This is a genomic window from Quatrionicoccus australiensis (assembly GCF_020510425.1).
GTDB classification, from domain to species: Bacteria; Pseudomonadota; Gammaproteobacteria; order Burkholderiales; family Rhodocyclaceae; genus Azonexus; species Azonexus australiensis_A.
On record NZ_JAHBAH010000001.1, the window covers coordinates 401686 to 421506 of the forward strand.

Consider the following 19821-nt stretch of genomic DNA (forward strand, 5'->3'; position numbering starts at 1 on the left):
TTATTTTTTCCTTTCGGCCAGCAGCGAAGCCAGCACGGGCACCGCACTCTTCAGCGAGGGGTGCGATTTGCGCATTCTTTCGATTTCCGGCGAGTTGCCATCGATCTTGCGATACAGCGCGTGCTTGCGCTCGGCAAGCAGCGGCAGATCGCGCAGGGTCTTGCCGGCGTGGTAACCGACCAGGGTATCGCGGCCGATATCCTTGGCCTGCCAGGGAATCACCGTCCGGTCGACGAGGTGGAACGCCTGCACGCTCGGCAGGCTGGCCGCCAGTTCGGCGATGCCGCGGTGTATTTTCTCGCGGTAGGCGACCACCGCCTTGCCGCCATCGCTCGCCGTCGCACCGGTGACCGTGGCCGGCGCGCCCATCAGCCAGCAAACCACGGCATCCGGCGCAAAATCGGCGATTTCAAGACGTTGACCGTCTGACAAGGCCATGACGTCGGCTTCGAGCAGCGTGACATCCTGCCCCGCCACGCGCGCCTGCGTCGCGGCCAGACATTCCGGCAGCGTGTCGATGGCGAGCACGGACAAGCCGCGCGCCGCCAGCGCCTGCGTCGCAAACCCCACGCCGCAGCCGACTTCCAGCACCCGCTTGCCCGGCACCAGCGCTGCCATCCATTCGTAGTCGCCGCGCCGCACGTAGTGCTGCCCTTCCGCTTCCCAGTAGCCGAGAAACTCGGCGACGGTGGCACCGCTCATCAGTCTTCTTTCATCGCATAGATAGCCGGCAGGTTGCGCCAGGCACCATCGACATCCATGCCGTAACCGAAGACGAAACGATCCGGCACCGGCAAGGCAACGAAGTCGGCGGTAATCGGCTTGTTCTTGCCATTCAGCTTGTCGGTAAACACGGCGAGCAGGACCTCGTCGGCACCGAGTTGCAGCAGGCTGTCCTTGACCGCGGCCAGGGTGACGCCTTCGTCGAGGATGTCATCCACCACCAGCACGGTGCGCCCCTTGACCGAAGTCCACGGCGCCATGCGCCAGGAGATCTTGCCGCCCTGGGTGTCGGCGCCATAGCGCGTCGCGTGCAGATAATCGAAGTCGAGCGGAAAATCGAGCTTGGGCAGCAGTTGACCGGTAAAGATCACGCCGCCGGTCATCACGCAGAGGACCAGCGGATTCTTCTCGGACAACTGGCTGCGGATACGCCCGGCAACCTCGTCGAGCGCCGCCTGCACGGTGGCCTCGGAGTGGATCAGTTCGGCCTCGGCGAGCAGCTTGCGAGCTTTTTGTGCGTCCATTTATTGCCCCAGCGACTTCAGGTAGGCATCGAAGGCCGGCCCGACTTCCGGGTGACGCTGGCCGAAAACGACCGTCGCCTGCAGGTAGCCCAACTTGGAGCCGCAGTCGTAGCGCGTGCCGTCGTAACGATAGGCGAGCACCTGTTCCTCGGAAAGCAGCGAGGCGATGCCGTCGGTCAGCTGGATCTCGCCACCGGCCCCCGGCTTGATGTTTTCCAGGTGATGGAAGATGCGCGGCGTCAGGATGTAGCGGCCGACCACGGCCAGCGTGGACGGTGCGTCTTCCGGCTTCGGCTTCTCGACGATGGCATTGACCTGTTCGACCCGGTCGGCCACGGCGCGTGCATCGACGATGCCGTAGCTCTTGGTGTCGGCGCGCGGCACGTCCTGCACGCCGAGCACCGAGCAGCGGTAATAGTCGTAGGTATCGGTCATCTGCTTCATGACGGCCACTTCGCCATCGAGCAGGTCGTCGGCGAGAATCACGGCGAACGGCTCGTCGCCGATCACCGGCTTGGCGCAAAGCACGGCATGGCCGAGCCCGAGCGCTTCGGCCTGGCGGATGTAGATGCAATTGATGTTCTTCGGAATCATGTTGCGCACGAAGTCGAGCAACTCGTTCTTGCCGCGCGCTTCGAGTTCGCTTTCCAGCTCGTAGGCCTTGTCGAAGTGATCCTCGATCGAACGCTTGGAACGACCGGTCACGAACACCATGTCGGTAATGCCGGCAGCGACGGCTTCTTCAACCGCGAACTGGATCAGCGGTTTGTCGACGATGGGCAGCATTTCCTTCGGAGCGGCCTTGGTCGCCGGCAGGAAACGGGTGCCCATACCGGCCACCGGGAATACGGCTTTGCGAACTTTTTTCATTTCAGGACTCCCTTTTCGAGCAATTGCAAAAATTCTGTTTCATCGAGCACAGCAACCCCCAGTTCCTGCGCCTTTTCCAGTTTGGAGCCGGCTTCTTCGCCGGCCACCACGTAATCCGTCTTCTTCGACACCGAACCGCTCACCTTGCCGCCAGCGGCTTCGATCATCGTCTTGGCATCGTCGCGCTTCAAGGTCGGCAGCGTACCGGTCAATACGAAGGTCTTGCCGGCCAACGGTGTCGCTGCGACATCCTGTACGCCGACTGCCGGCAGCGCCGCCAGCAGTTCGTCACGCCGCGTTGCCACAGCAGCCAGCAGACCACGATTGCCGCGCGCCTGCAACCACTCGCCGAGTGACGTAATGACGTCGCCGGGAACACCGGCGCCGGACAAGGCCGCCGCGTTGATCCCCTGCGTCGCCAGCGTCGCACCGTCGACAACGGCGGCGAGTTGTTTGGCGCGCACCGGCGTCAGGCGCGGCACGCCGAGTACGGCGTAGAGTTCGGCCCAGCCCAGGCGTTCGGCCAGACCGGGCCGCGGCGCATGCTCGTCGGCCGGCGCGACGCCGATTTCCGGGCATAACAGCTCGTCGACCGCCTGGACATTGCGTTCTTCGGCAAAGAAATCGGCAATCGCCGCCGCCACCGTAGCGCCGATATCGGGCAGCACGGCGAGCAAGGGCGCCGGCGCACGCCGCACGCGTTCGACGCTGCCCAGCCAGTCGGCCAGGGTCTTGGCCGTGCTTTCGCCGACGTGGCGGATGCCCAGCGCGAAGAGCAAGCGGGCCAGGGTCGGCCGGCGACTGGCGGCGATGCCGGCGAGCAGGTTCTCGGCCCAGCGCGTCGGCGTCTGACCGGCCTTGACCGTTTCCGGCACCGTCCCATCTTTTTCGTCGGCGCGCCGCTTCATTTCCAGCAGGTCGTCGAGTTTGAGGCGATACAGATCGGCGATGCCATGCACGTAGTCAAATTCAACCAGCCGCTCGACATAGCGCTCGCCCAGACCGTCGATGTCCAGCATCCGGCGCCCGGCAAAATGCAGGATGGCCTGGATGCGCTGCGCGCGGCAGGAAAAACCGCCGGAACAGCGCGTCACCGCCTCGCCCGGCTCGCGCACGACGTGCGCACCGCACACCGGGCAGGCGTCGGGCATCACAAAAGGCTGGGCGGTGGCCGGCCGGCGTTCGGCAACAACGCTGACCACCTCGGGAATGACATCGCCGGCGCGGCGTACCACCACCGTGTCGCCGACGTGAACGTCCTTGCGACGCAGTTCGTCTTCGTTATGCAGCGTCGCGTTGGTCACCGTGACGCCGCCGACGAAGACCGGCGCCAGACGCGCGACCGGGGTCAGCGCGCCGGTACGGCCAACCTGGATGTCGATCGCCTCGACCACGGTCAAGGCCTCTTCGGCCGGGAATTTGTGGGCAATGGCAAAGCGCGGCGCACGTGAAACAAAGCCGAGCTCTTCCTGCGCGGCCAGCGAATTGACCTTGTAGACCACGCCGTCAATGTCGTAGGGCAGGCTCGGGCGTTGCGCGCCGATCCGGGCAAAATAATCGAGCAGGCCACGACTGCCGTGCACGACGTCGCGCTCCGTTGCCACCGGAAAACCCCAGGCAGCCAGTCTATCCATCAATTCGGCATGCGTTTTGACGTCGACCGTATCGGCGCCCAGACCGACGCCGTAGGCGAAGAAGGACAGCGGCCGGCTGGCGGTGATTTTCGAATCGAGCTGGCGCAGGCTGCCGGCGGCGGCATTGCGCGGATTGGCAAACTCCTTGTCGCCGCGCGCGCGCTGGCGTTCGTTGAGTTTGGCGAAATCGGCCTTGAACATCAGCACTTCGCCGCGCACTTCGATCAGCACCGGCCAGCCCTCGCCCGCCAGACGCAGCGGGATGCCGCGCAGGGTGCGCAGATTGGGCGTCACTTCCTCGCCGGTTGTGCCGTCGCCGCGCGTTGCGCCGCAGGTGAACACGCCGTTTTCGTAGGTCAGGCTGATCGCCAGGCCATCGAATTTCGGCTCCACGGCATAGTCGACCGTTGCGATGCTGTGCAGGCCGTCGCGCACGCGCTGGTCGAAAGCCTCGACCTCGGCTTCGGCAAAGGCATTGTTCAGCGAGAGCATAGGCACGCCGTGCTGGCGCGGCGGGAATTCCTTGAGCGGCGCCGCCCCCACCCGCTGCGTCGGCGAATCAGCCGTCTGCAGTTCGGGATATTGCTGCTCGAGCGCCTGCAACTCACGGAACAGCCGGTCGTACTCGGCATCCGGAATGCTCGGGTTGTCGTGGACGTAATAAGCCTGGTTATGGCGCTCAAGCTCGGCGCGCAGCTGCTCGGCGCGCTGCGTCTCGACCACGCCAGCCATCAGGAGAACAGCCGCAGCGCCTGGGGCGAACCGGCGGGCAGGCCGAAACTGGCCATCGTGGCCTGCGGCTTGCCGATGAATTCGCGCCGGATGTGCTCAAGCTGCGAATCGGACAAGGGCTGGCGGTTGTCATCGACCAGCGCCCCCTGCAACGTATCGGCAAAGCGCTTGGCGAGTTCGGACATCTGCCCGAACACGCGCTCGCCGTGATCGACGCGCGGCACATCGAGCAGGAAAGTCAGGCCATGCGTAGTCAGGGTGCGCACGCTATCGGGCGAGAACTGCGTGCTTTCGTAATTCTGCAGGCAGAACTGGGCGCGACCGTCGTCGTCATAGCGCGTAAACAGACCATCGACGCCGAGCACCATGCCGGCGGCTTCGGCCAGGGCGCGAATCTTGGTGCCCGAGAAGGCACTCGCCCGGCTGACCAGATTGATGCCGATTTCGAGGTCGACCGCGGCACAGAAACGGTCGATCTCTGCCGCCTGGTCGAGGACGCGCGAGGACGGCATGTCGACCACGGCCATCAATTCGTCGGCCAGCGCATGGATGGCATTGACGAAGACGGTCAGGTCGCCTTCGGAAACCGGCCCCATGCGATTGACCAGTTGCAGGCCGACGCGCAGGCGGCGCACTTTCAGCGTGCTGTCCGGCGTCAGGCGCTCCCACTCGCGGTTGCGTTCATTGAAGCCGACCCAATGCGCCGGCTTGTTGATGCGCTGCAACACGTCGCGCTGCGAATGCAGGATCTGCTGCACGGCGACCGGCTCGACCATTTCGAGGGCGACCACCAGTTCCAGACGCGGATCGAGCAGTTCGGCCGGTACGGCACCGGCAGGAACTTCGGCCGGCAGGTCTTCCGGCTCGGCAGGCGCCGGTGGCGCGGCGACGACAGGTTCGGCAACCGGCCTGGCGGGCGCCTCGACAACCGGCTCGGCAACTGGCCGCGCAAATTGCGGCGGCGCTTCCGGTTCATCGACGAAATGCGCCGGTTCTTCGATCTCGATGACTTCGTCTACGCCCGGTTCGGTCGGATACGGGTCGCTGTAGGGCACGTCATTGAAAACCGGCTCGACGCGACGGTCGACCGCTGACGGCTCTTCGATACGGATTTCCGGCTCGCTGCGCAGCGGCGCAGCTTCCACCTTGGCGGCCGGCGGCGTGGCGCCGAGCAGAACATCGTCGTGCTGCGGCTTGAAGACGGCTTCCGCCAGTTTGCGGTGGCGGTATTCCTGCCACTTGTTATAGGCGAATACGCCAACCACTGCGCTCGCGCCCAGGCCGATCAGTCCCAACTGGAGTTCGGTCATGCATCCCTCATCTTCAAAGCTTCTTCGATATCCACTTCCACCACGCGCGAAACACCGGATTCCTGCATGGTGACGCCGACCAGCTGTTCGGCCATTTCCATCGCGATTTTATTATGGGAAATAAATAAGAACTGCGTATTCGCCGACATTTTCTTCACCATGCCGCAAAAACGCTCGGTATTGGAATCGTCGAGCGGCGCATCGACCTCGTCGAGCAGGCAGAACGGCGCCGGGTTCAACTGGAACATCGAGAAAACCAGCGCAATCGCGGTCAGCGCCTTTTCGCCGCCGGAAAGCAGGTGAATGGTCGAATTCTTCTTGCCCGGCGGCTGCGCGATGACCTGCACGCCGGCATCGAGGATCTCCTCGCCGGTCATCACCAGCTCGGCGCGGCCACCGCCGAACAGTTCCGGGAAAAGTTGCCCGAAATGGCCGTTGACCGTATCAAAGGTGGTTTGCAGCAAGTCGCGCGTCTCGCGGTCGATGCGGCGGATCGCGTTTTCCAGGGTTTCCATCGCTTCGTTGAGGTCGGCCGCCTGCATGTCGAGGTAGCCCTTGCGCTCGGTCGCCGTGTCCAGTTCCTGCAAGGCGGCAAGATTGACCGCACCGAGTTCGGTAATCGCGTTGCCGAGCCGCGTGATTTCACCCTGCAGGCTGGCCGGTTTGGCGTTGCCCAATTCAGGCAGCAAGGCTGCCTCGTCTGCACCGGCTTCGAGCAACTGTAGCGCGAATTGTTCGGTATTGAGCGCCGCCGCCTGCTCCTTGAGCTTGAGCTCGCCGATCCGGACGCGCAGCGGTTCCAGGCCCTGCTCGATCTTCATGCGTTGTTCTTCGAGGCCGCGCAGCGCGTTGGTTGCCGCCTCCAGCGCATCGCGCTTTTCGGCCAGCGCCATTTCGCGCTCCTGGCGCAGTTCGAGCGCGATCTGCAGGTTGTCTTCCATGACGTCGGCCGGCGCCGCCTCGACCTGCTCGGCGCATTGCGCCAAGTCCTTGCCGACCCGGTTCAGCTCGCGCTGCGCCGTCGCCTGCTGCGCGAAGACGTCCTGCAGCTTGCCCTGCGCCTCGCGCAGCGAGAACTGCGCCTCGCGCAAGGCGCGGTCGAAATCGGAATTGCGCTCGCGCTCGGCACGCACTGCCCGTTCGCACTCGTCGAGACGCGACTGGGCTCCGACGACAAGGACGCGGATGCGGCCGAGGCCGTCGCGCACTTCGGCGATCTTCTCGTCCGCCGCCATCTCGCGCTCGCGCTCGGCTTCTTCTTCCTCGGCCAGTTCGGCCATCTGTTCCTGCAGGCGTTCGCGCTGCTCGCGATGGCGCTCGATCGCCTGGCTCAGCTTGACCACTTCGAGCTGCACGGCATGCACGCGCTGCTGACGGTCGGTGACGTACTGGCGGATTTCGCCGATTTCTTCCTGCTTGTCGCTGAATTGCTCGTCGAGCAATTCAACCTGCTCGCGCCCGGCTTCGGCCTTTTCGGCGAAATCGGCAATGCCGTCAGCCAGGCTTTCGATTTCCCGCTGGCGCTCGAGCAAGCCGTGCTCGCCCTTGTCGGGCGCAAAGAAATTCAGGCTGCAGCGGGTGATCAGGTCGCCGCCCTGGGTGACCAGCACTTCGCCGGGACGCAGTTCGCCGCGTCGGGCAAGCGCCGCATCGAGCGACTCGGCGGTGAGCACCGGCGCCAGCCAGTCGGCGAGCACGCCGGCCAGTTCGGGATCGGTGCAGCGCACGCGCTGGCCGAGATGCGCCGCGGTCGACGCCGTTTCCGGAGGCAAATCCGCCGGCGCCGGCAGCATCACGCTGAGCCGCGCCTCGGGCCGATCGTGCAGCCATTCGTCGAGCTTGCCGCTGTCGGCACAGGCAATCGCGTTGAGGCGTTCGCGCAGCACCGCTTCGACCGCCGACTCCCAGCCGGCTTCGACGTGAATCTGCTGCCACAGCGGCACGGCGGCATCGAGACCATGCCGGCGCAACCACTCGGGCAAGGTGCCGCTGTCGCGCACGCGCGCCTGCATCTGTTCAAGCGCGGCGCGGCGCGCCTGGCCGGCGGCCAGTTCGCGCTCGATGCGCTGCAGTTCCTCGCGCACTTGGCGGCGGCTGGCTTCGAGTTGCGGCAGCTCCTGCTGCAGTTGCTGCAGGTGATCCTGGTCGCCAGCCAGTTCCTCGCGCAGCAGGTCGAGCTCTTCTTCCTTCTCGGCGAGGTCCATGGCATCCGGCGCATTCTGGCCGCCGCCCTCGTCGCGCAGGCGTTCGCGACGCTGGACGATGCCCTGCAGGGCGCGCTGGGCGTGTGCCTTGTTGGTCAGTTCGACTTCGAGACGCTGCTCGGCGTTGGCGGTGCGGGTTTTCAGGCGCTGCAGTTCGTCGAGCGCCTGGGCGTGGTCTTCCTCGACCTGCGGCGCGATGTCCATCTGTTCGTTGAGGCGCTCGGCGGCTTCCTCGACCTTGAGACGGGCGATTTCCTCGGTTTCTTCCCATTTTTGCCGGTCGACCGCCAACTGCTCGGCGGTTTGCGTCCATTGCGCCAGTTCCCCTTCGAGCTGGACGATGCGCGCCTCAAGCTGGCTGCGCGATTCGCGGCGATGGCGGATTTCGGCTTCAAGCTTGGCAACTTCGGCATTGGCCGCATACATGTCGCTCTGCGCCTGATGCAGGGCGTCGCCGGCGGCGAAATGCGTCTCGCGCATGGCTTCGGCACGCGCCTCGGTTTCGCGCAGAGCGGCGCTTTGCGCTTCGAGATCGGTGGTGGCGCGCTCGACTTCGAGCGACAGGCGCTGGCGTTCGGCCTCGGCCTCGCGTTTTTTCAACAGCCAGAGAATCTGCTGGCGCTGCACCAGCTGTTCGTTCAGCGCGTGGTAACGGCGCGCCACTTCGGCCTGGGCGCCGAGGCGCTCGATCTGGTTACCGAGTTCCTGGCGAATATCCTCGACACGCAGCAGGTTTTCGCGCGTGTCCTCGAGACGGCCGTTGGTTTCCTTGCGCCGCTCCTTGTAGCGCGTCACGCCGGCGGCTTCTTCGAGGAAGACGCGCAGGTCGTCCGGGCGCGCCTCGATGATGCGGGCGATCATGCCCTGGCCGATGATGGCGTAGGCGCGCGGGCCGAGGCCGGTACCGAGAAAGAGATCGGTGATGTCTTTGCGGCGGACCTTCTGGTTGTTGATGAAGTAGTCCGACTGGCCCTGGCGGGTCAGCGTGCGCTTCACCGAAAGCTCGGAATACTGCGTCCATTGGCCGAGGGCGCGGCCGAGCAGATTGTCGAAAATCAGTTCGACCGAGGCGCGCGACACCGGCTTGCGATTCGACGAGCCGTTGAAGATGACGTCCATCATCGACTCGCCGCGCAGCTCGGAGGCCTTGGACTCGCCCAGCACCCAGCGTACGGCATCCATGATGTTGGATTTACCGCAGCCATTGGGGCCGACGACGCCGACCAGCTGCCCGGGCAGGGCAACCGCAGTCGGATCGACAAAGGATTTGAAACCGGCGAGTTTGAGTTTGGTCAGTCGCATGAGGCTGTGGCGGAAGCAAATGCCCCTGCCATGACGGGGGCCGTATCATAACATCGACCGATTTGATCGCCGGCACCGCACTTGCACGAAGCTGGCCGGGCAATGTGCCGCAAAAGGGCCACGCCCCGCAACAAACTTCCGCCGGGCAAACGGCGAGCGGAAAAATCATGTTCTAATTTCTCCATGAATCCCGCTGCCGCCACCCAGAAAGTCATCAAGATCCGCCGCGACTACAACACCTGGGTCGCCAACGAGACGCTTGAAGATTACGCCCTGCGTTTCACGCCGCGCAGTTTCCGCAAATGGTCGGAAATGCGCGTTGCCAACACCGCCTTCGGCGCCGCTTCCTTCCTGGTGCTCGAAGCGGTCGGCGCGACGATGATGGTGCAGGCCGGTTTCATCAATGCCTTCTGGGCGATTTTCGCGACCGGCCTGATCATTTTCCTGATCGGCCTGCCGATCAGCAGCACCGCCGCCCGCTACGGCCTGGACATGGACCTGCTGACGCGCGGCGCCGGCTTCGGCTACATCGGCTCGACCATCACCTCGCTGATCTACGCCAGTTTCACCTTCATCTTCTTCGCCCTCGAAGCGGCGATCATGGCTTACGCGCTCGAACTCGCCTTCGGCATTCCGCCGGCCTGGGGCTACCTGATCTGCGCCCTGGTCGTCATTCCGCTGGTCACCCACGGCGTCACCGCGATCAGCAAGCTGCAGGCGTGGACGCAGCCGCTCTGGCTGTTCCTGCTCGTGCTGCCCTACGCCTTCCTGTTCATCGAGGAACCGCAGGCCCTGGCCGGGCTGTGGAGTTACGGCGGCGAACATGGCGCGCCGCCCGGTTTCGATCCGCACCTGTTCGGCGCGGCACTGACCGTCGGCATCGCCATGGTCACGCAGATGGGCGAGCAGGTCGATTACCTGCGCTTCATGCCGGAAAAGACGCCGGCCAACGCGCGCCGCTGGTGGTTCGGCGTCATCGTCGGCGGTCCGGGCTGGGTCGTGCCCGGCATCCTGAAAATGCTGGGTGGCGCCCTGCTCGCCTGGCTGGCGCTGCGCAACGCGGTGCCAGCGGCGAAGGCAGTCGATCCCAACCAGATGTACCTGATCGGCTTCTCGCATGTCTTCGACAACACGACGCTGGCGATTGCCGCGACGACGCTGTTCGTCGTCGTCTCGCAACTGAAGATCAATGTCACCAACGCCTACGCCGGCTCGCTGGCCTGGTCCAATTTCTTCGCCCGCCTGACCCACAGCCATCCGGGGCGCGTCGTCTGGGTTGTCTTCAACACGCTGATCGCGCTCCTGCTGATGGAACTCAACGTCTTCCAGGCGCTCGGCCAGGTACTCGGCCTCTATTCCAACATCGCCATTTCGTGGATGGCGGCGGTCGTCGCCGATCTCGTCATCAACAAGCCGCTCGGCCTGTCGCCGCCGGGCATGGAATTCAAGCGCAGCAATCTCTACGACATCAACCCGGTCGGCGTCGGCGCCATGGGTATCGCCTCGCTGCTCTCGATCGCCGCCTTCGTCGGCCTGCTCGGCAGCGAGATCCAGCCTTACGCGTCCTTCGTCGCGCTCGGCACCGCCCTGCTCTGTTCGCCGCTGCTTGCCTGGGCGACTGGCGGCCGTTATTACCTGGCGCGCCCGGCCCAGCCGCCAGCGGTCGACGTCCAGAAATGCGTGATTTGCGAGCGCGATTACGAGAGCGAGGACATGGCGCACTGCCCGGCCTACCAGGGCCAGATCTGCTCGCTGTGCTGCTCGCTCGACGCCCGCTGCCACGACCTTTGCAAGCCGCAGGCCAATCTCGCGGCGCAATGGAACGGCGTGCTGCGCCGCCTGCTGCCGGCGGTCGCCCGGCCCTACCTGGAAACCGGGCTGGGCCATTACCTGCTGCTGATGGCCGGCATCGTACCGATCCTGGCGCTCGTCCTCGGCGTGCTGTACACGCACGAACTGCTCGCCCTCGGGGCCGGACAGACGCTGCTCATCGCCGCGTTGCAGGATACGTTCATCAAGGCTTTTGCCGCTCTCCTCATGCTCGCCGGCGTCGTCGCCTGGTGGATGGTGCTGACCCAGCAAAGCCGGCAGGTCGCACAGGAAGAGTCAAACCGCCAGACGCAATTGCTGATCCAGGAAATCGAGTCGCACCAGCGCACCGACGAAGCCCTGCAAAAGGCCCGCCAGGTCGCCGAACAGGCCAACCAGGCGAAAAGCCGCTACATCACGGCGATCAGCCACGAACTGCGCACGCCGCTCAACAGCATCCTCGGCTACGCGCAGATTCTCGATGCCGACGAAAACATTCCGCCCAGCCGCAAGCAGGCGGTTAGCGTCATCCGCAAAAGCGGCGACCACCTGCTCTCGGTGATCGAGGGCACGCTCGACATCGCGCGCATCGAGGGCGGCAAGCTGACCCTTGAGGTCAAGCCGCTCGACTTCCCCGACTTCCTGCAGCAGATCGTCGGCATGTTCGAATTGCAGGCGCGCAACAAGGGGCTGTCCTTCGACTACCAGCCGAGCGGCGAGATTCCCGCCATCGTCCGCGCCGACGAAAGACGCCTGCGCCAGATCCTGATCAACGTGCTCGGCAACGCGATCAAGTTCACCGTGCGCGGCGGCGTCTCCTTCAAGGTCGAATGCCGGCGCGAGATGGCCGTCTTCGAGATTCGCGACAGCGGCCCCGGCATCGCTGCCGCCGACCTCGAGCGCATCTTCGAACCCTTCGTGCGCGGCAGCAGCGTGCAGGCCGGCGGCAGCGGCGTCGGCCTGACCATCGCCCGCATGCTGACCGACCTGATGGGCGGCGAAATGCAGCTGAGCAGCACGCCCGGCGAGGGCACGCTGTTCCGCATCCGCCTCTTCCTGCCGCAGGTGCATGCCCGCCAGGCAGCGCGCGAACTGAGCCGGCTCAACCGCATCGGCTATGTCGGCGTGCGCCGGCGCATCCTCGTCGTCGATAACGAAAAGGTCGATCGCGACATGCTGCAAAGCGTGCTCGAACCGCTCGGCTTCATCGTCGAACAGGCGGCCAGCGGCTACGAATGCCTGGCCAGCGTTCCGCGCTTCGCGCCGCACCTGATTTTCATGGATCTCGGCATGCCCGGCATCGACGGCTGGGAAACCATCCGCCGCATCCGCCAGCAAGGCCTCAGCGACGCCCACATCGCCATCCTTTCGGCCAATGCCTTCGACAAGGGCCTGGACAACGATGTCGGCATCGCGCCGCAGGATTTCATCGTCAAGCCGCTGCGCGTCAATGAACTGCTCGACTGGATCGGCCGCCAGTTGCAACTCGAATGGATCACCGCCGACAGCCCGCCGCCGGTTGCCGCGCCGGCCGAACCGCCACCGCTGATCGCGCCCGACGCCAGCCACCTGGCGGCGCTCGACGAGCTGATCAACCTCGGCTACCTGCGCGGCATGCTCAACAAGCTCGCCGAAATCGAACGCCTCGACCCGCAACACGGCGAGTTCGTCCGCGTCCTGCGCGATCTGGCGCGCCAGTTCCAGTTCGATGCGATGAAGGAAATTCTCAGGAAAATGCGCCCATGACGACCGTCGACCGTACGCCGCCCATCGCCAATACCATTTCGGACATCGTGCTGATCGTCGATGACGTACCGGAAAATCTCTCGCTACTGCATGACGCACTCGACGACACCGGCTACACCGTGCTTGTCGCGACCAACGGCGAATCGGCGCTGCAACGCGCCCGCCAGAGCCTGCCCGACGTGATCCTGCTCGACGCGCTGATGCCGGGCATGGACGGCTTCGAGGTGGCGCGCCGGCTGAAGGCCGATTTCTCGACGCAGCACATTCCCATCGTCTTCATGACCGGGCTCACCGAAACCGAGCATGTCGTCGCCGCCTTCGCGGCCGGCGGCGCCGATTACGTGACCAAGCCGATCCGTCCGCCGGAAGTCCTGGCGCGCATCGCCGCGCACATGCAGAACGCCCGCCAGATGAAGCAGGCGCGGACGGCGCTCGACGCCTTCGGCCAGGCCACGGTGGCGGTGCGCGCCGCCGACAGCCGCATCGTCTGGCAGACGCCGCTGGCCAGGAAGCTGCTCAACGACTACTTCGCCAACCCGGAAGACGTCGCCCCGGAAGAACTCCTGAACTGGATCGCCGGCGCCCACAAGGCGCGCCGCGACAACCGCGAGCCCGGCCCGCTGCTCTGCGCCAACGGCAGCCGCCGCCTGCTCGCTTCCTTCCACGACCAGACCGGCGACGACGAATGGCTGGTCGTGCTGCGCGAGGAAAACGACGCCTCCGCCATCGAATCGCTGATCGCCGCCTTCCGCCTGACCCAGCGCGAAGCCGAGGTGCTCTACTGGGTCGCTCAGGGCAAGACCAGCAACGACATCGGCGACATCCTCGGCAACAGCCCGCGCACGGTCAACAAGCATCTGGAGCATGTTTTCGAGAAACTCGGCGTCGAGACCCGCACTGCGGCGGCGAATCTGGCGACCAGCAAGATGCGTGGCGGCTGAGCCAGCTTACAAGTCGGTTTGCTGCCGGCTGGCCTGCAGGCGGGCCAGCGCTTCGCGCGCCGGATCGCGCCCCTGCTGCGTTGCCGGAAGGGCTACAAAACGCGGGGCCGCCACGCGCACGACGGGCGGCAAGTGGGGCACGACGGGAATCGGCTGCTGGTTGATATTCATGATGTCTCGCTCCGCAAATCGCGAATCGAATCGCGCGGTTCGGCGCTTCTTGCCGGCGCCTGGAAAAGAACGCCAGACTACGCCAGCCAGGTTACAGATTAACGAAACAACGATGACGCCGTTCTACCAATCGCTGATAAGAAAATACTGCCGACAGGCATATCCATCGACCTACGCAATCTAACGTATTCCGCCAAAACCGCCCGCTCCTTAATCTGGCGCTGCACTGCAACAACGCAGTAAGACCAGACCCCCAAACCGAGGAGCTTCCATGAGCAATCGTCGCAACTTCATCAAGGCAACCGTACTCTCCGCCGCCCTGGCTTCCATCGGCATGACGGCCCACGCCGCCGATACCATCAAGGTCGGCGTGCTGCATTCCCTCTCCGGCACCATGGCCATTTCCGAGACCGCGCTCAAGGAAACCGTGCTGATGACCATCGACGAAATCAACAAGTCCGGCGGCGTACTCGGCAAGAAGCTCGAGCCGGTCGTCGTCGACCCGGCTTCCAACTGGCCGCTGTTCGCCGAAAAGGCCCGCCAGCTGCTGACCAAGGACAAGGTTGCCGTGACCTTCGGCTGCTGGACCTCGGTGTCGCGCAAGTCGGTGCTGCCGGTTTACAAGGAACTGAACGGCCTGCTCTTCTACCCGGTCCAGTACGAAGGCGAAGAGCTTGAGAAGAACGTCTTCTACACCGGCGCCGCACCCAATCAGCAAGCCATCCCGGCCGTCGAATACCTGATGTCCAAGGACGGCGGCGAAGCCAAGCGCTTCGTGCTGCTTGGCACCGACTACGTCTATCCGCGCACCACCAACAAGATCCTGCGCGCTTTCCTGAAATCGAAGGGCGTTGCTGACGCCGACATCATGGAAGACTACACGCCGTTCGGTCACAGCGATTACCAGACCATCATCGCCAAGATCAAGAAGTTCGCCTCCGAAGGCAAGAAGACCGCCGTGGTTTCGACCATCAACGGTGACTCCAACGTGCCCTTCTACAAGGAACTCGGCAACGCCGGCCTGAAAGCCACCGATGTGCCGGTCGTCGCCTTCTCGGTTGGCGAAGAGGAACTGCGCGGCGTTGATACCAAGCCGCTGGTCGGCCACCTGGCGTCGTGGAACTACTTCATGTCGCTCAAGAACCCGGAAAACGACAAGTTCGTGAAGATGTACCGCGACTGGGCCAAGAAGGCCAAGCTGCCGAACGCCGACAAGGTCGTCACCAACGACCCGATGGAAGCCACCTACATCGGCATCCACATGTGGAAGCAGGCCGTCGAGAAGGCCAAGTCGACCGACACCGACAAGGTCATCGCCGCCATGGCCGGCCAGACCTTCAAGGCACCGAGCGGCATCCTCTCCAAGATGGATGAAAAGAACCACCACCTGCACAAGTCGGTATTCATCGGCGAAGTGAAGGCCGACGGCCAGTTCAACGTCGTCTGGAAGACGCCCGGCCCGGTCAAGGCTCAGCCGTGGAGCCCGTTCATCGCCGGCAACGACAAGAAGAAGGACGAGCCGGAAATGAAGTAATCCGGAGCTACTGTCAGTCGCAGAAACGGGGGCCTCGGCCCCCTTTTTTACGTGCGGCTTACCTGCCAGCTGTGACATTGTCAAACGATGACAGGAACATCTCGATCAGGCATAGTCGGTCCATGCACAGACCTGATCAACCCCAGTCCCCATGACGACCGACACCCGGACCGACATCCGGCTGGCCCAGTTGCACCTGTATGTGGATATCCATCTGCACGACCGCTACCTGGCACCGCCACTGACCCTGGTTGTCGCCGCGATGCTGACCAACTGGGTGCCCGTTGCATGGGCGACCAGCTGGGCGATTGCAGAACTTCTGATCATCGCCAACTACATTCGTGTCTATCGCGCTTTCAAGTGCAGCAAGGCCGCGCCGGGCGACGAAACGCACTGGGTCCGGCGCATTGCCCTCGCCCACGGCGCCCACATGCTGGCCTGGTCGTCGCTGGTTTTCTGGGCCTGGCAACAAGGCAGTTTTCCCAGCCTGGTTTTCATCATGCTGGTGCACATCGGCCTGATCGCGCTGACCACCTCGATGAGCAATGCCCACCTGCGCATGCTCGCCTTCGACATGATCTTCCCGATTCTCGCCCTGCTCGGCCCGCCGCTACTCGACCCTGGCCTGTTCAACATCGGCCTCTGCCTGCTCGGCGCCGGCTTCAGCGCCCTGATGATCCAGGTTGCCCGGCAAATAAATGCCTACGCAACCGAGGCCTTGCAACTGCGCCAACGCAACGAAATACTGATCAGCGAACTTGAGTCGCAAGCCTCGCGCGACGCCCTGACCGGCCTGATCAATCGCCGCTATTTCCTGACCGCCGCCGAACAGCTGTTGCAGACAGCGCAGCGCACCCCGCAGGTGCTGGCCCTGCTGATCATCGATCTCGATCACTTCAAGCAGGTCAATGACCAGTACGGACACCTGGCCGGCGACGAAGTGCTGGTTGCCGTGGTCAATGCCTTTACCCGGCATTTGCGTAGCGGCGACTGCCTGGGCCGGCTGGGCGGCGAGGAATTCGCCCTGCTCCTGCCCGAGACGACGCTGAGCGACGCAATCGACACGGCCGAACGCCTGCGTCAGACAACGGCAGACTTGCGTCTGAATCTCCAGGGACACCCGGTACAACCCACGGTCAGCATCGGCATTGCCTTGCTGCAAGAGGAGGATCGGAGCCTGTCCAGCCTGATGCACCGGGCCGACCTGGCGATGTACGCGGCCAAGACCCAAGGTCGCAACCGCGTCGTCTGCGCTACGCCGGAAACAGCGCCGGAGATGCGAAACCCGGCCGCAAATACAGCAAGCACCCCGGCCTAGCTTAGCAAGGGAGCCCCCGGTTTGTCGGGAGATACTCAGCAGGGCCCCACCCTACGCAATTCGCCGTATTCCTGATCCGCCGTCCCGTCCGTAATCTGTCGCTGCACCGCAACAATTGCGAACGGAACGTTGATGACAAAAATCCTTTTCACCCTCCTGCTCTGTGCCGGCACGCTGCCGGCCTGGGCTGCGCTTGATCCGGCGCAGGTTCGCCAGCTGGCGGCCGAGGACTCCAGCGAAAAAGTCGCCGCCATCCGGCAACTGACCCAGACCGCCGACCCGGACGCCGTGCGCGTCCTCAAGGCCATGGCCGAAGACAGCCTGTTCCTGGCCGGCGACAAGGTCGTCATCATCGATGGCGACAAGGCCTTTGATGGTACGACGGGTGAAGTGGTCAAGATGCCGGCCAGCCCGGAGTCGCCAACGGTCAACAACCGGATTCGCGGCGAATTGGCCAGCGCGCTGGCCGCGCTCAAATTGTTCGACACCGACGCCAGCGTCCGCCTCGCCTCGGCCCAGAAGCTGCAAAGCCAGGTGACGCCGGAAATGGCGCCGTTGCTGGCGCGGGCGCTGGAGAAGGAAAGCAACGCCGAAATCAAGGCACTGCTGACCCTCGCTTACGCCCAGGCCAATCTCGGCAACGCCGATCCGGCCGCCCGCCTGGCCGCCGTCAAGGCGCTGGCCGAAACCTCGTCGCCAACCATCAAGAGCGTCCTGCTGCCGCTCACCGAAAAGGCCGGCGAACCCGACGACAAGGTGCGCTATGAAGCCATCGCCGCGGTCAAGGCCATCGACAGCCGGCTGGCCATCGCCGAGAACGTCGGCCGCGCCTTCTCCGGTCTGTCGCTGGGCAGCATCCTACTCCTCGGCGCGCTCGGGCTGGCCATCACCTACGGCGTCATGGGCATCATCAACATGGCGCACGGCGAGTTGCTGATGGTCGGTGCCTACGCCACCTACGGCATGCAGACGCTGTTCCGCGCCTACTTCCCGGACGCCATCGACTGGTATCTGCCGGCCGCCATCCCGGTCGCCTTCTTTGCCGCCGCAATGGTCGGCGTGCTCATGGAACGCACGGTGATTCGCTGGCTCTACGGCCGCACGCTGGAAACCCTGCTCGCCACCTGGGGCCTGTCGCTGGTCCTGATCCAGTCGGCGCGCGTGCTGTTCGGCGCGCAGAACGTCGAAGTGTCCAACCCGAGCTGGATGTCGGGCGGCATCGAAATCATGCCCAACCTGATCCTGCCGTGGAACCGCATCATCATCGTCGGCTTCGCCATGTTCGTGCTCTTCCTCGTCTGGGTGCTGATGAACAAGACGCGGCTCGGCATGTTCGTGCGCGCCGTGACGCAGAATCGACCGATGGCCGGCTGCGTCGGCGTGCCGACGGCGCGCATCGACACCATGGCCTTCGCGCTGGGTGCCGGCATCGCCGGGCTGGGCGGCGTGGCGCTGTCGCAGATTTCCAACGTCGGCCCGGACATGGGCCAGGGCTACATCGTCGATTCCTTCATGGTGGTTGTGGTCGGCGGCGTCGGACAACTCGCCGGCGCGGTCTGGGCGGCACTTGGCCTGGGCATCTTCAGCAAGTTGCTCGAAGGCTGGGCCGGGGCGGTCATCGCCAAGATCAGCATCCTCGTCTGCATCATCATCTTCATCCAGAAACGGCCGCAGGGCATCTTCGCCCTCAAGGGTCGCTTCGTCGAGTAAGGCTATGGACATGTTTTTGATACTTGGAATTCAACCCCAAACCCCCCCCAGCCCCCCCTTGTCAGGGGGGGTGACAAACGCCTCGTGCTTGACGCTTTGCTCCTCCCCTGAAAAGGGGAGGCCGGGAGGGGTTGCCGTTTGCCCAGATATTGCCCGGAGCCACCATGCGTAAGCCCCTCACCCTCCGCATCCTGTCCTCCCTCGACAAAAAGAGCTGGATCGCCCTCGGCATCTTCCTCGCCCTCGCGCTGGTCGTCGTGCCCGTCCTCCACCTCGGCTTCCCGGAAGACAGCGCTTTCCACGTCTCGACCTACGCCATCACGCTGATCGGCAAGATCATGTGCTACGCGCTGGTCGCCGTGGCCATGGACCTGATCTGGGGCTACGGCGGCATCCTGTCGCTCGGCCACGGCCTGTTCTTCGCGCTCGGCGGCTACGCCTTTGGCATGTACCTGATGCGCCAGATCGGCCGCGACGGCTCCTACGGCGCCGATCTGCCGGACTTCATGGTCTTCCTCGACTGGAAGGAATTGCCCTGGTTCTGGGTCGGCAGCGACAGCTTCGGCTGGGTCGCCTTCCTGGTCATGGCCGTGCCCGCGCTGGTTGCCTTCATATTTGGCTACTTCGCCTTCCGTTCGCGGATCAAGGGCGTCTATTTTTCGATCATCACCCAGGCGCTGACCTACGCCGCGATGCTGCTCTTCTTCCGCAACGAAACCGGCTTTGGCGGCAACAACGGCTTCACCGATTTCAAGCGGGTACTCGGCTACAGCGTCACCTCATCGGAAACCCGGCTGGTGCTGTTCGGCCTGACTGCCATCGCCCTCGCACTGACCCTGGTTTTCGCCGCCTGGCTGGTCAAATCCAAGTTCGGCCGCGTGTTGACCGCCATCCGCGACGCCGAAAACCGGGTCATGTTCATCGGCTACAACCCGCTCTGGTACAAGCTCACGATCTGGGTCATCTCGGCCGTGCTCTGTGGCATCGCCGGCGCGCTCTACGTGCCGCAGGTCGGCATCATCAACCCGAGCGAAATGAGCCCCGGCAACTCCATCGAAATCGCCATCTGGGTCGCGGTCGGCGGGCGCGGCACGCTGATCGGGCCGATCATCGGCGCCTTCGTGGTCAATCTCGCCAAGAGCTGGTTCACGGTCAGCTTCCCCGAATACTGGCTGTTCTTCCTCGGTCTGCTGTTCATCGTCGTGACGCTGATGCTGCCGCAAGGCCTGGTCGGCCTGTGGAAGAAACTGATGGAAAAGTACGAAAGCCGCAAAGGAGCCGCCGCATGAACAC

Annotated in this window: 13 protein-coding genes; 6 read left to right on the forward strand and 7 right to left on the reverse strand. The window is 64.3% G+C overall.

Annotated features, from left to right (window positions below; genetic code table 11):
- The 6 genes from KIG99_RS02135 to smc are packed head-to-tail and all read right to left on the reverse strand — an operon-like array spanning nt 1 to nt 9299.
- The gene (locus tag KIG99_RS02135) at nt 1–702 is read right to left on the reverse strand and encodes a class I SAM-dependent methyltransferase (RefSeq protein ID WP_226458583.1); all 702 of its coding nucleotides are present in this window, start codon (nt 700–702) and stop codon (nt 1–3) included.
- Nucleotides 702–1247, reverse strand: coding sequence for a hypoxanthine-guanine phosphoribosyltransferase (locus KIG99_RS02140; protein WP_226458584.1), 546 nt, complete (start codon nt 1245–1247; stop codon nt 702–704). Before KIG99_RS02140 ends, KIG99_RS02135 begins: the two co-directional genes overlap by 1 nt.
- Complete coding sequence (gene galU / locus KIG99_RS02145; protein WP_226458585.1) at nt 1248–2117, reverse strand: UTP--glucose-1-phosphate uridylyltransferase GalU; 870 nt, start codon at nt 2115–2117, stop codon at nt 1248–1250. It lies immediately after the preceding gene.
- Nucleotides 2114–4483, reverse strand: a complete 2370-nt coding sequence (ligA, locus tag KIG99_RS02150; protein WP_226458586.1) for an NAD-dependent DNA ligase LigA — start codon at nt 4481–4483, stop codon at nt 2114–2116. Before ligA ends, galU begins: the two co-directional genes overlap by 4 nt.
- Entirely contained in the window at nt 4483–5793 is a 1311-nt protein-coding gene (locus tag KIG99_RS02155; RefSeq protein ID WP_226458587.1) for a cell division protein ZipA C-terminal FtsZ-binding domain-containing protein, read from the reverse strand. Before KIG99_RS02155 ends, ligA begins: the two co-directional genes overlap by 1 nt.
- Nucleotides 5790–9299 carry a chromosome segregation protein SMC gene (smc, locus tag KIG99_RS02160; RefSeq protein WP_226458588.1) on the reverse strand — a complete coding sequence of 1170 codons (3510 nt, stop codon included), beginning with the start codon at nt 9297–9299 and terminating at the stop codon, nt 5790–5792. The genes KIG99_RS02155 and smc overlap by 4 nt, the downstream gene beginning before the upstream one ends.
- 183 nt (nt 9300–9482) lie before the next feature.
- Between smc and KIG99_RS02165 the strand changes: the two genes are divergently transcribed.
- Nucleotides 9483–12854 carry a hybrid sensor histidine kinase/response regulator gene (locus tag KIG99_RS02165; RefSeq protein ID WP_226458590.1) on the forward strand — a complete coding sequence of 1124 codons (3372 nt, stop codon included), beginning with the start codon at nt 9483–9485 and terminating at the stop codon, nt 12852–12854.
- Nucleotides 12851–13795 carry a response regulator transcription factor gene (locus tag KIG99_RS02170; protein ID WP_226458591.1) on the forward strand — a complete coding sequence of 315 codons (945 nt, stop codon included), beginning with the start codon at nt 12851–12853 and terminating at the stop codon, nt 13793–13795. Before KIG99_RS02165 ends, KIG99_RS02170 begins: the two co-directional genes overlap by 4 nt.
- A gap of 6 nt (nt 13796–13801) precedes the next feature.
- On the opposite strand, the gene KIG99_RS02175 is transcribed toward KIG99_RS02170, so the two are convergent.
- Nucleotides 13802–13966, reverse strand: coding sequence for a hypothetical protein (locus KIG99_RS02175; RefSeq protein WP_226458592.1), 165 nt, complete (start codon nt 13964–13966; stop codon nt 13802–13804).
- A 271-nt stretch (nt 13967–14237) separates the two neighbouring features.
- Between KIG99_RS02175 and urtA the strand changes: the two genes are divergently transcribed.
- The 4 genes from urtA to urtC all read left to right on the forward strand — a co-directional run bounded on the left by urtA (nt 14238) and on the right by urtC (nt 19817).
- The gene (gene urtA / locus KIG99_RS02180) at nt 14238–15500 is read left to right on the forward strand and encodes an urea ABC transporter substrate-binding protein (RefSeq protein ID WP_226458593.1); all 1263 of its coding nucleotides are present in this window, start codon (nt 14238–14240) and stop codon (nt 15498–15500) included.
- A gap of 151 nt (nt 15501–15651) precedes the next feature.
- The gene (locus KIG99_RS02185; RefSeq protein WP_226458594.1) at nt 15652–16818 is read left to right on the forward strand and encodes a GGDEF domain-containing protein; all 1167 of its coding nucleotides are present in this window, start codon (nt 15652–15654) and stop codon (nt 16816–16818) included.
- 132 nt (nt 16819–16950) lie between these two features.
- Nucleotides 16951–18528, forward strand: coding sequence for an urea ABC transporter permease subunit UrtB (urtB, locus tag KIG99_RS02190; RefSeq protein WP_226458595.1), 1578 nt, complete (start codon nt 16951–16953; stop codon nt 18526–18528).
- Nucleotides 18529–18692: 164 nt separating this feature from the next.
- Nucleotides 18693–19817, forward strand: a complete 1125-nt coding sequence (gene urtC / locus KIG99_RS02195) for an urea ABC transporter permease subunit UrtC (protein WP_226458596.1) — start codon at nt 18693–18695, stop codon at nt 19815–19817.
- Nucleotides 19818–19821 lie beyond the last annotated feature (4 nt).

Bases quoted from the DNA above. Each gene is read 5' to 3' on its own strand.
- KIG99_RS02175 (WP_226458592.1), bottom strand. From the start codon at position 13,966: ATGAATATCAACCAGCAGCCGATTCCCGTCGTGCCCCACTTGCCGCCC.
- galU (WP_226458585.1), bottom strand. From the start codon at position 2,117: ATGAAAAAAGTTCGCAAAGCCGTATTCCCGGTGGCCGGTATGGGCACC.
- urtC (WP_226458596.1), top strand. From the start codon at position 18,693: ATGCGTAAGCCCCTCACCCTCCGCATCCTGTCCTCCCTCGACAAAAAG.
- KIG99_RS02170 (WP_226458591.1), top strand. From the start codon at position 12,851: ATGACGACCGTCGACCGTACGCCGCCCATCGCCAATACCATTTCGGAC.
- urtB (WP_226458595.1), top strand. From the start codon at position 16,951: ATGACAAAAATCCTTTTCACCCTCCTGCTCTGTGCCGGCACGCTGCCG.
- KIG99_RS02185 (WP_226458594.1), top strand. From the start codon at position 15,652: ATGACGACCGACACCCGGACCGACATCCGGCTGGCCCAGTTGCACCTG.
- KIG99_RS02155 (WP_226458587.1), bottom strand. From the start codon at position 5,793: ATGACCGAACTCCAGTTGGGACTGATCGGCCTGGGCGCGAGCGCAGTG.
- KIG99_RS02165 (WP_226458590.1), top strand. From the start codon at position 9,483: ATGAATCCCGCTGCCGCCACCCAGAAAGTCATCAAGATCCGCCGCGAC.
- KIG99_RS02135 (WP_226458583.1), bottom strand. From the start codon at position 702: ATGAGCGGTGCCACCGTCGCCGAGTTTCTCGGCTACTGGGAAGCGGAA.
- smc (WP_226458588.1), bottom strand. From the start codon at position 9,299: ATGCGACTGACCAAACTCAAACTCGCCGGTTTCAAATCCTTTGTCGAT.
- KIG99_RS02140 (WP_226458584.1), bottom strand. From the start codon at position 1,247: ATGGACGCACAAAAAGCTCGCAAGCTGCTCGCCGAGGCCGAACTGATC.
- urtA (WP_226458593.1), top strand. From the start codon at position 14,238: ATGAGCAATCGTCGCAACTTCATCAAGGCAACCGTACTCTCCGCCGCC.
- ligA (WP_226458586.1), bottom strand. From the start codon at position 4,483: ATGGCTGGCGTGGTCGAGACGCAGCGCGCCGAGCAGCTGCGCGCCGAG.